The following is an 11,507-nucleotide window of genomic DNA, read 5'->3' as shown; positions in this document are numbered from 1 at the left end:
GTTTCCTCACCCAACAAAAGGTCATAATACGATCCGGCATTTTGAAGTTTCATTTGAGAATGAATGTGTGTTCTGCCTGCATTATATGAGGCCGCCACCACGGCCCAGCTGCCAAATTTTTTATAGGAATCTTTCAAATACCTGCAAGCTGCTCGTGTCGATTTTTCAATATTATAACGTTCATCAACTTCTTTGTTGATTTCAAGCTTGTAGTCGCGGGCCGTAGGTGGCATAAATTGCCAAAACCCGACAGCACCTGCTGGTGAAACAACTGTTGTTATCAAGCCGCTCTCAATCAAAGCTAAATATTTAAAATCATCAGGGACACCTTCCTTTTTTAAGATAGGTTCGATGATCGGGAAATAACGATTAGCTCTTTTAAGAAACAATAAGGTTTGAGATTGCCAATAGGTATTAACAAGCAGTTCTCTGTCCAGTGATTCTATTACATCCCATCGATCCAAAGGCACATTTTCATCGGCAAATAAAAGCTTTGTAGGTGTTTTTAATGCGTAAACATTATACTTATCCATATACTCTGTTCCTCGATGTTCATTGTCCAGGTCTGAGAGTTTTGAGTAATTAAAAAGTTGGGCAACGAAATAACCACAGGTTAATAAAACCAGTGTGAGTGATATGTTTTTGAATGTCTTATTTTTAAACATGTGTCGAGTTCTAAAAGCTGTTCTAAGGCTGTGTTTGTCTGAAGTTGATCTAGAATTTATCGAAATAGGTTTTGAATTCCTCTGGAGGAACAGAAACACAGATTCTAGCATATTTAGCAGCTTTATCCTTTTGGGTCTTGGTGAAATAGCTTAACGATACTGAGCCTATTCTTTTTTCCAAGAGTTCATCTTCTGATTTATTTACGATTACAAAAATGCCAATGGCTTTACTATTCGTGTAGAATTCAGATGCCAGAAGACCTTTTTCTTCAAGAAAATTAATGTTCTCTTTTATACCTTCTACGGTTATTTCTTTAAACTGTTTTCGGCAGACTTCACCTTGCCCTGAGTTCAATAAATTTGCAACCAGAATTTGAGAGAAAGCATTAATCCCATTGGTGGCATACATGAGTCGGATACCTAGTTCTGTATTAAATTCGGTATTTATAGAATGGATAAAGCCCAGACGTTGACCACTAAGTCCAATTGATTTGCTAAAACTCTCTACAATAATCACATTCTCAAAATCGAGTAGATTCTGATAAAAAAGGTCTTCGCTGTCGCAAAATATTCTTCGGTAAGGACAATCGATTATAACAGTTGTGCCATTATCATTCAGAACTTGAATGATCTTAAAAAGTTCGTCATCTTCAACTTTATTACCAATTGGATTGTTTGGATCACAAATGATAACAGCTGAGTTTTTAATTTCGGGTAAACGATCTAACAGATTATCGAAATGGGTATAAGTTCCAGATTCAATTTCTCGAATGGTCATTACCTGAAAATAGGAACCCCAATAATACTCTGGCAAGAGAATTCGATCGACATTAAGTGTTTGAAATGTGAGGTCGAGTGCTGACATGCCACCGCCACTAACACTAATATTAGATAAGGTGCTTTTGTTGTTAAAATAATGCTGATTAATAGCTACGCGTAACTCTTGTCTTCCCTGTGAAGGTGGGTAAACTTGCATGGCGTTGCTATTGAAGTCCAAGTCTTCAACAATTGAATCCAGATTGATATTGCAAACGGCATTGACACCACGATTAAGTAGTAAATATTCTTCCCCTGTTTCAACGCTCTGTTTTCTAATTCTCTCCCCGATACCAACAATGGCCGAATATTTAGCTCCACTTTTTCGTATTTGCATAGGTTTGTCTGTTTATATGGATTCCTGTGAAATGCTTATTTAGAATAATTCAAAGATAAGAATATCTCTTGTTATGAGAACGGCTTATTCCCTGTTTTAATATTTGAGTTTTATTATTTTTTTAGATGTTCTGTGTCAGTTTTTGAAAAGGCCAAAATGAATAGCGCCTCAAAACTTAGTTTTGAGGCGCTAATTATCTTGATTGTTCTGATTTATGAGTCAGTTGACTTCAAATTAAAACATATAATCCCAAACAGGAAGTTGAATTGGCTTGCTATCAAGAGCTTTAATTGCCTCTTCGTTTAAGTATTTTTTGTTGATTACAACACGAAACATGTATTCGCTGAACCACTCATCTGTGAAAGTTAAGTAGCCATTGTTTCCTGAAGTTGTCCCCCAAGAGTTTTCGAACTCCCATTTTACTGGTTTTTCGTTTTCGTCAACATCTACTCCAATTAGAGTCATAGCGTGTGATGAACCTGACTGACGAGTTAGAACTCTGGCTTTTTTGTCCATATCGAACTCAACACCAAATAAAGAAGCGTAGTCGTAGGTGTTTATATCCATTATACCTGCTTCACGGTTGTGTTGTTTTCCTACATCGCAAGAAGCATACATCGCCTGATTGTTTTTGATAGAAGCCATCGCAAAAGCTTTAATCTCATCATTTGGCAAGTTTAAGTAGGTCCAGTTGATACCTTCAGCTACATTACGGTAGTTTTTGATTTCGTAAACTTTGTAGTATTCACGAGTTGGGTCATTCATAATCATCACCATCTCGTCCTTTGCGAACTCAGGTGCTACAAGAGCCATAAATTCCTGAGGTGTGTATTTCTTAGCTTCGCTAATTTTACCATCAGCATCTTTGTATCTCCAGGTGAAATCAACAGGAGGTTGGCCCAATGAAAGAGCTAAAATACGGTATACGTCTTTCAATGCTTTTACCTTAGCAACTTCAATTTTCTTAGCATTTCCTTTTTTAGCTGCTAGCTGACGAATTTTATACGCTTCGCCTCTTAATTTTTCTTTAACGATACGGTTTAGCTGACCTGTGTTATTGGAAATAGTCGTTTCAGGCATCACTTCAGCAGGAATAACACCATATTTCTTAGCAACGTTGAAAAATGAATTCCAAACACCACCATCATCAACAGGGCTACTTAAGTAACGAACAACTTCTCTGTCGTCCATATCCTTGTCTGCAGTTGCAATAATGTTTTCAAGGAATAGGTTTGACTTTTCGAAGATATCCCAGAAATAGTTGTAGTTATGTGAAAAATCGAAAGAGCTAAGATTTAAATCTTTGATGACGTTTGGGCGGATTGTGTTCATCGAAGTGAACATCCAACAACGACCTGAGCTTTTTTGGTTAGTAATTCCTTTTACTTCAACTCTGTACTTAAAAAAGTGATCTGTTGCACCTACTTTGTTTCTGTTTAGAGCTATATCGCGAATGCTTTTGCTGTTGGTTATAGCATTCTGAATCGCTTGTGTTGAAGCATCAGCATTAAAGCTGTTGCGAATCTCGCTAAGTGTTTTGCTGTCAACAGTACCCTTAGTTTGTGCCATGCTAGTTCCTGCTAAAGCTAGAGCTAAAACAGAAAGCACTAAAAATTTAAAATTCATGTTTGTGATTTTAGTTGTCAATTCTAATGAGCACAAACATAAGAAAAGTATGGGATTTTGTCTAGAATGATTTCCTACTAGAGAGCAGGTTTTATTATAAAATTCATTAAAATGAGATTAGGGTTTCACCTTCTTTTCACGATGTACCAATCTGAGGCTTTCGAAAAAGTCAACTAATTTACGAAGCAGATCAGCCCAAAGGGTTAGAAAGAGCAGGGCCGTTCCTAACCAAATAATGGCAAGATTGAACCAATAGGTATCTATATAGTAATTCCAAATTCTTTTTACGGGAGCATAAAAATGTGCACGCCCAAATTTAGAATCAGGATACATGAAGATCGGATCTTTCTTTTGAATGAGTCTTTGATCGACTTCAATCATTTTATTGACTTCGGTTCTATTTAAAACCAAATCAGCTAGGGCCTGATTATAATAGTTTTGTTTGAAATTATAAACACCATCTCGACCTAATGAGTCTACTAATCGTGAATACTGGAAGTCTTTTTTATAACCCGATTCACTACTAATTCCCATAAAATGGAGCTTAATACCATCCAGATATTGTCTGGTCTTTTCAAGGATATCTAGATTGAAATCATGCATGTTTAATTTTGCTAGGCTAGCGAATGGCTCAAATCCAGCTTCTTCTGTTAATTGTGTTATTTCATTTCTAAGAAGATGGAAATGACTCTTGGTTTCCGCTGAGTTTTTTTCGAATTCAATATTTCTTTCACAGTCGATTAGAATCGATTCAATTTTTGGAATTAGGAAAGAACTTGTGAAGGCAGCATCACTCGCACCTTTTTCGAAATCGAAGAAATGTTTTTCGAATTCATTATCTTTAAATTGTGTGACAGCCATGGCCTCATAAGCCCATCGTGTAGTCATTAGATCTCCAATTATCGGGACATAAATTTTATTGGTAATACCACTGTGCAAGTCATCGAATTTAATCATTGCTCCACCTAAAAGTAGCTGCGGAACAAGAATTAATGGGATAAGAATATAAATTGTAATTACAGAATTTAGACCTGATGAGATGTTCAGTCCAACCATGTTTGAATAACAAGACGTTGTAAAGAGGACGAGCCAGAAAGACATTGTCATGCCCTGAACTTCAAGAACATAATTTCCCAAAAGAACAAAAGTTAAACTTTGAATGGCAGAGAGTAAAAATAAGAATGTAATCTTCGAAAAGAGATAGGCATTCCTTGAGAGATTAAGAAATTTCTCTCTCTGAAGAATTTTCTTATCACGAATAATTTCCTCTGCACTTACACTTAAACCAATAAACATGGAAACAACTACGGCCATAAATAGAAATACAGGGTAGTTTTTGTTATCGCCAAAAATATAGCCTCCAGCCGAAGTATATTTGGTGAAAAAACCTAAGATAAAGGCCAAAAGTGGCGCTTCAAACAGGTTGATAATCAAATACTGTTTGTTGGTTAATTTAGATAGGAAATTTCGAATCCAGAAAATTGAAAACTGTTTAAACCTGTTGGGTATTTTAAAGTTACTTCTTGGAAGACTACTTTCTGACTTTACAGGTTCAACGGGAGCGTCAATATTCTTACGGTATTTCTCGTTCCACTGTTTAGGGCTTATTCTTCGTTCGCGTGTGGGTTTTCCATGATCATCAATTTTCCGAGTTTCAACAATCTGAAGAATTTGTTCTGGATTTACATTTCCACAAGTTACACATTCACTTTCAGCTGCATTAACCTGAGAGTTTTGCGTTTTGAAATATACGATAGAATCAATAGGGTTACCTGTGTAAATTGGGTAACCACCCCTATCCATAATCCAGAGTTTATCGAACATTTTAAAAATTTCCGATGAGGGTTGATGAATGTTGGCAATAACCAGTTTTCCTTTTAGAGTCTGCTGCTTAAGCAAATTCATGATCATCTCCGAATCAGTAGATGACAAACCAGAAGTTGGCTCGTCGACCAAGAGGATAGAAGGCTCACGCATAAGCTCCAAACCAATATTTAGTCGTTTACGCTGACCGCCACTAATGAATTTATTTAGTGGGTTTCCTACCTTCAGATGTCGAACTTCGTATAGTGCTAAGTCGTGCAGTAGAGCATGAACCGTTTTTAGAATTTGACGCTCTGTAAATTCTTTGAAACAAAGCTTAGCATTGTAATAGAGATTCTGCAAAACGGATAATTCCTCAATCAAAAGATCATCTTGTGGAACAAAACCAATAAGACCTTGAATGGCAGATTTGTTTCTGTGAATTTCAAAATCGTTAATAAAAATCTCACCACTATTTAGAGGTAGATTTCCATTCAGCACATTCAGAAGAGTAGATTTACCTACACCACTACCTCCCATAATTCCAATAAGCTGCCCACTTTTTTCAGAGATGTTGAAATTGTGAATGCCATTATTAGAATTTCGGAATCTGAAAATGGCATTTTTAACGGTAAAAACAATATTCTCCTGATTATCTTCTTTTAGAAAGATACTCGCGAGATCAGAATAGTATATGGAATTGATATTTGGCCCTTTTATAATTGAACCATGTTTAAGCCTGTAGCTTTGTCCTTTAATTATTTTATTGCCTTCAAGATATAAGTTGAGCTCACCAAGGTATCTAAAAACGATTAGATTGGCTGAAGGGAAATAAAGGGTGATGAGTTTACCGTACAGATTTTCACAATACAGGTGTTTGGTCTGATTGAGATCCTTTTTTTGTTCTTTTTTCATGAACCAGGAAAGATTCTCTGACCATTCAGTTATCTGATTATTTATAATCAGGAATTTACTTTTGTCATATTCATCAAGAAAATCTTCACCGATAATAAATGCAATTGCATTTAGAAATTCATTTCGGCTGATATTGAAATTCTCGGCAACAATACTGATGAACTCGAATTCACTTTCACTAACAATATCATCTTCGTAAATGAATTCCAAAAGGCGAAGCAAAACGATGAGGCGTTCTTCTTGAATGAGTTCGGAGCGAATTTTGATACACACATTTGCGGCCTCGGATAGGGAGATAATATTAGACGTTTTTTCATGTACGCTTGATTGATACTCCATTTCTCTATGGTAAAATTCATAGTAGTTTTGGAATAAATTAAGGTATTCAACTTCATCTTGTGCACTAACGTAACGCTTAAGGAAATTGTCGACGATATCTTTCCCTTTGTTAGAAACACCTTCTTCCTTGGCATTGGCTACAATGGCAAAAAGGTGCATCAGTGCATTTAATATAGATTCTCCCATTTGAAGAGTTGAATTATAAATTGAAATTTTACGTTCAGAATAACTTAAATTGTATTTGCAGAACAAATCTAAAAATACGATTTATTTATCAAAAATATGAACTGCCTGGAGAAAACAAGACATAAAAAAACTGCAATTCAGATGAATTGCAGTTTAAATATTTTTCGATAGTATTAAGCTAGGGTAAAGATTACTTTACAATAGCTTCTCTTAGCTTCATAATACTTGCTGTAATCTCTTCCAATTGAGGCTTAGTCATACTGCCTTCAACTTTGTCGTAGCTAGCTTTTAAACCATTGAAATCAGCTATTAAAGCGGCAATGTTTGGATCTTGAGCTTCCGGCTGAAGAACTTTTAAAAGACGCTCTAGTGAATCTTTCTGATCGAAAATTACTTTAACGATTTCAGGGTTTGTGAATGTGTTTTCAGAAATGTGAGTTGCAATATACAAGCCTTCAATAAAACTACCACTTACAACAAAAAGAGAAAGGTTCGCTTTGCCATTTTTGTTTAAGAAAGCATAAGTCTCATAAAATGAGTTTGTAATAATCTTAATCAATTCTTCTTTATTATCTAAATTCTTCTCAACATCACTTACTAAAGTTTCGTTAAATGCAGAAGTGATTTCCAAGTTGTCAATAATCTTCTTAGAAGCTTTTAGAAACAACATAGTTTCTTGTTTTCTGTGATAAGTACTTGCATAACTTAAGTCTGCACTGTAAACACCAAGATTTAAAGCTCTGGCTTTTTCTGTAAAATACTTGTCAGCATTTTCAGTAGAATTTGAGATCCCCAAAATATAATCAGCTCCAATTCGATTCAACATTGAAGTTAATTCAAAAGTTGTTGGAAGCGGATAAACTACATCTTTAACCTCTTTAGCTATTGCTTTTTTAAGTAATGGCTTTTCAGTTTGAGTTTCTTTATTAGCTTTTTTGTCTACAGGCTTACATCCTGTGATGTTAATTGCGAATATTAATCCTAAGATTATTAGGCTATAAGGGGTTACTGTTAGTCGTTTCATTTTGTTGTAATTTTATAGATCAATATGTATTCAAGTTTTCAGTCTAAATTTAGTAAAAAGGCTGTAAATACGAACTTAAATCGAATTATATTTTTTTAGATTTAGTCAAGTTATTTGAGTCTATACAAAGTCAATATTCGAATGGGAAGTTTATGTTAATGCGATTGTTAAAGACTAAACTAGCTCATGTGAATCTTTTGTAGGAAGCTTTGTTTGTAGTTGTTACCAATTGGTAAGGTGTTATTACCCATATGTACCATATTACCTTCAATCGATTTTATTTTAGCAAGAGCAACAATATAGGATTTGTGTACGCGATAAAATCTCTGAGTAGGGAGTAACTTTTCAATCCCCTTTAAAGATTGATAGGTGACAATGTGTTCCGTATCCGTATAGATCTTCACATAATCGCCTAAAGCTTCTATATACTGAATACTATCTAAGCTAACATTAATTGTTTTTTTATTCGCCTTTACAAATATGTATTCCATATCACCTCTAACCTCTTCTTGCTGCTCAGTTAGTTTTATTTTTTCTTCGGCTTTCTGTATAGCTTGTAAGAAACGTTGAAATGAAAAAGGTTTTTTTAGATAGTCGAGCACATTCAGCTCATAGCTTTCTACCGCATATTCAGTATAGGCACTTGTAATGATCGTTATTGGAGGATTCTTGTACGTTTTAAGAAAGTTGATCCCATTTAATCTCGGCATATTGATATCTAAAAAAATTAAATCGATATTTTCTTTTTTAAGAACTTCCATAGCTTCCAGAGCATCTCCGCACTTACCAACCAATTCTAATCCCGAAAGTTCAGCAATGTATTTCTCCAACACACGTTGCGCTAAAGGTTCATCGTCAATTATTAAGCATCTTAGTTTCATATCTATATTTTTTTCGTTCTAAGACTTGGTGGTTAGTCTTACCTAATTGGCATCAGCCAACCAAATTAATCATTTTTTTAGACAATCAGGAAAGTCCAATGGTTAGTGTGATTTTAAATACCTTTTCTCCTTTGTCAATTTCTATTTTATGTTTTTGAGGGTAAATCAGTTCAAGCCTTCTGATTACATTTTGAATACCGATTCCACCACTTCCTTTTTTAGAATTACTCCAATTAGGATCGTAGCTATTTTCGATGATGAGTTCCATTTGATCATTTTCATCGAAATTGAAGATGATATTGATAAAGCTATCTGAGTTCTTCGCGTAAACGCCGTGTTTGAAAGCATTTTCAATAAGGGGTTCAAAAAGGAGTGGCGCTATTTTGTGACCATCGAAATGACCATTCACAATAAAATTGATAGGCGTATTCTCATCCAATCTAATTTTATGAAGACTGATGTAATTTCTCGAAAAATCAAGTTCCTTATTGATGTCCACAAGTTTTTCATTGCAATCGTATAAAATATAGCGCATTAAATCGGATAGTTGTAAAACGACAGTTGCTGTATCATCAGATTTATCTAAAGCTAAAGAATAGATGTTATTTAAGGAGTTGAATAAAAAGTGAGGCTTTATTTGAGTCTTTAGAACCTTTAGCTCTGCTTCAAGATTTTCCTTTTCAATATCTTTTAATTGACTAGATATTTTTTGTAGAATAAACCATTCTCTGGTCAATGAAAATATACTGGTAATCCCGACATAAATAAATGAAAAGAAAAAAAAGTTGAACCAGTCTGAAAAAACGAATGTTTTGAAGCCGTCAGCTTTTAATACAAAACTATTTAGAGGGTATATGAGTAAAAACTGAATTAAAAGAGCTGAAAGTCCTACCGTAATAAAAAGAAGTGTAAAGAATAAGAAAAAAGATTTCTTTTTAAAAAATACGGGTAACAAAAACCTTAAATTCGTATAGACAGCAGCTGCAAAACAAAGATTGATAGCTATCGCTAAGGAAATGGTTTGGAAAGTGAGGACGTTTTTGAATTCACTTGCCAAAAATAATGTAAATAGCCATAAAAAGACTGAAACAAACCAAAATGTAAAATGGTAAATATTTTTGCTTCGGGTCATTGATATAGGTGTTGACATATAGAGAATTTCAAATTGCTGGATGAAATTAAAAAACAATCAGCAGTATATGAAATAAATGTCTTAATAAGATTGATTATGGCTATGAGATAGACAGTTTTATACGATTTTTATTAGCTTCTTTGGAATCTAATTACTCAAATGATATGTTTAAAAAAGAGCTTTTGTTTTGGAATGTAGACACCCAGTTTGATTTTATGAACGAATCGGGGAAATTGTATGTGCCCGGTTCAGAAGAGATTTTGCATGTACTGAAGAGTTTAACTTCATTGGCAAAAGAGAATAATATTCAAGTTGTAAATACGGCTGATCATCATTTCTCTGATGCAAAAGAACTGTCTTATTCGCCCGACTTTATAAACACTTTCCCTCCACATTGTATGGCTGATTCACTTGGTGCTAACTATATGGATGAGACACAACCCGAGGAACCAAAAGTTATTCAATGGGATAAGATGTATTCTAATGATGAGCTTAAAAAACTGACTTCCTTTCGAAACCTTGTTGTGTTGAAAGATGTTTTCAATGTGTTTGAAGGTAATCCTAATACTCAAAAGCTAGTGAGGTTATTAGCGCCTCAAAAGGTTTTTGTGTACGGCGTAACAACTAATGTTTGTGTTGATTGTGCTGTTTGTGGCTTGGCTAAGCAGAATATCCAAGTTTTTGTAATTGAAGATGCAATTAAAGAGCTTCCTGGTATCCCACTTCCTTTCGAAAAATGGGATGCTTTAGGTGTTGAGCGAATCAAATTCGCTGATATCGCAACTTATATTTAGATATTGAACGGAATTTATGGAATGTTAAGCATTCCAAAGTTCTTTAACTTTTTCGATTTTTTCTTCCAATGGCATAAAACCATCTAACCAGTGAATTTCGAATCCACTACGTTCCATTTTTCTAAACCAGGTCATTTGGCGTTTTGCAAATTGATGAATAGCAATCTCTAATTGTGTAAACATTTCTTCGTAAGACAGTTCCCCAATCACATATTTGGTTAAGAATTTGTATTCCAGTCCATAGTAAATAAGATCCTCAGGACTAACACCAGATTTAATTAAGCCTTTAACTTCTTCAATCATTCCTGAATCTAAACGTTCTTTTAGGCGTTGTGAAATTCGACTTCTTCTGTCTTCTCGGTCAAATTTAATCCCAATTAGCAGCGGCTTGAGTTCTGGATGTTTCATCTCAATTTCAGGGTGAGAAGTTATGTAGCGTTCAATTTCAATAGCACGTATGGCACGTTTCTTCGTTTCCAGATCAGAATTGTTATGGACTTCTTTATATCCCCTAAGTATATCGCCTAGTTCTTCCAGGCTTTTATCCATTAATGTGTCACGAAAATCTTGATCCTTCGGAACGGCGATAAGCTTGTAGCCTTTTAGGCAGGCTTCAAGGTACATGCCTGTACCACCACAAACAAGAGGTAGGTGATTTCTTTTTTGAATATCTTCGAAAGCTTCAACAAAATCTCTCTGAAATTCATAAACATTGTATTTGTATCCTGCATCTGCAATATCAATTAAATGATGAGGAATTTTTTGTCCATCGATTGTATATTCTTCGATGTCTTTTCCTGTTCCAAGGTCCATCCCACGATAGATTTGTCTTGAATCAGCACTGATAATTTCAGCATCAAATGTTTTAGCAAGATTTACAGCTAAACTTGTTTTTCCAGTTGCTGTTGCTCCTAGTACGACTAATAAATTGTATTGCATAAAATTTCTTTCTTGTTGAATCGGTACAAAATTACTCTAAGTTTTCTAAA

Annotated in this window: 9 protein-coding genes; 1 reads left to right on the top strand and 8 read right to left on the bottom strand. The window is 34.8% G+C overall.

The window, feature by feature from the left end:
• The 7 genes from ABY905_RS03225 to ABY905_RS03195 all read right to left on the bottom strand — a co-directional run.
• Positions 1 to 665: lytic transglycosylase domain-containing protein (locus ABY905_RS03225; RefSeq protein WP_372640411.1), on the bottom strand; the 665-nt coding region annotated here is incomplete at its 3' end.
• Between the two features lie 49 nt (positions 666 to 714).
• Complete coding sequence (locus ABY905_RS03220) at positions 715 to 1,818, bottom strand: pyridoxal phosphate-dependent aminotransferase (RefSeq protein WP_372640409.1); 1,104 nt, start codon at positions 1,816 to 1,818, stop codon at positions 715 to 717.
• A gap of 234 nt (positions 1,819 to 2,052) precedes the next feature.
• Entirely contained in the window at positions 2,053 to 3,444 is a 1,392-nt protein-coding gene (locus tag ABY905_RS03215; RefSeq protein ID WP_372640407.1) for an aminopeptidase C, read from the bottom strand.
• Between the two features lie 117 nt (positions 3,445 to 3,561).
• On the bottom strand, positions 3,562 to 6,687 hold the full coding sequence (locus ABY905_RS03210) for an ATP-binding cassette domain-containing protein (protein WP_372640405.1): 3,126 nt from the start codon (positions 6,685 to 6,687) through the stop codon (positions 3,562 to 3,564).
• Between the two features lie 190 nt (positions 6,688 to 6,877).
• A complete protein-coding gene (locus ABY905_RS03205; RefSeq protein WP_372640403.1) occupies positions 6,878 to 7,711 on the bottom strand; it encodes a hypothetical protein in 834 nt (277 codons plus the stop codon).
• A gap of 179 nt (positions 7,712 to 7,890) precedes the next feature.
• The gene (locus ABY905_RS03200) at positions 7,891 to 8,592 is read right to left on the bottom strand and encodes a LytR/AlgR family response regulator transcription factor (protein WP_372640401.1); all 702 of its coding nucleotides are present in this window, start codon (positions 8,590 to 8,592) and stop codon (positions 7,891 to 7,893) included.
• Positions 8,593 to 8,677: 85 nt separating this feature from the next.
• Positions 8,678 to 9,742, bottom strand: coding sequence for a sensor histidine kinase (locus ABY905_RS03195; protein ID WP_372640399.1), 1,065 nt, complete (start codon positions 9,740 to 9,742; stop codon positions 8,678 to 8,680).
• Positions 9,743 to 9,888: 146 nt separating this feature from the next.
• Between ABY905_RS03195 and ABY905_RS03190 the strand changes: the two genes are divergently transcribed.
• A complete protein-coding gene (locus ABY905_RS03190; RefSeq protein ID WP_372640396.1) occupies positions 9,889 to 10,518 on the top strand; it encodes a cysteine hydrolase family protein in 630 nt (209 codons plus the stop codon).
• Between the two features lie 24 nt (positions 10,519 to 10,542).
• On the opposite strand, the gene miaA is transcribed toward ABY905_RS03190, so the two are convergent.
• A complete protein-coding gene (miaA, locus tag ABY905_RS03185) occupies positions 10,543 to 11,457 on the bottom strand; it encodes a tRNA (adenosine(37)-N6)-dimethylallyltransferase MiaA (RefSeq protein WP_372640394.1) in 915 nt (304 codons plus the stop codon).
• Positions 11,458 to 11,507 lie beyond the last annotated feature (50 nt).

It is taken from the genome of Ancylomarina sp. (genome assembly GCF_041555295.1).
In the GTDB taxonomy this organism is placed as follows: Bacteria; Bacteroidota; Bacteroidia; order Bacteroidales; family Marinifilaceae; genus Ancylomarina.
This window is presented reverse-complemented; position numbering and strand designations above follow the sequence as displayed.

Coding starts and splice junctions, on each gene's coding strand:
- ABY905_RS03210 (WP_372640405.1), bottom strand. CDS start 6,687: ATGGGAGAATCTATATTAAATGCACTGATGCACCTTTTTGCCATTGTA.
- miaA (WP_372640394.1), bottom strand. CDS start 11,457: ATGCAATACAATTTATTAGTCGTACTAGGAGCAACAGCAACTGGAAAA.
- ABY905_RS03205 (WP_372640403.1), bottom strand. CDS start 7,711: ATGAAACGACTAACAGTAACCCCTTATAGCCTAATAATCTTAGGATTA.
- ABY905_RS03195 (WP_372640399.1), bottom strand. CDS start 9,742: ATGTCAACACCTATATCAATGACCCGAAGCAAAAATATTTACCATTTT.
- ABY905_RS03190 (WP_372640396.1), top strand. CDS start 9,889: ATGTTTAAAAAAGAGCTTTTGTTTTGGAATGTAGACACCCAGTTTGAT.
- ABY905_RS03215 (WP_372640407.1), bottom strand. CDS start 3,444: ATGAATTTTAAATTTTTAGTGCTTTCTGTTTTAGCTCTAGCTTTAGCA.
- ABY905_RS03220 (WP_372640409.1), bottom strand. CDS start 1,818: ATGCAAATACGAAAAAGTGGAGCTAAATATTCGGCCATTGTTGGTATC.
- ABY905_RS03200 (WP_372640401.1), bottom strand. CDS start 8,592: ATGAAACTAAGATGCTTAATAATTGACGATGAACCTTTAGCGCAACGT.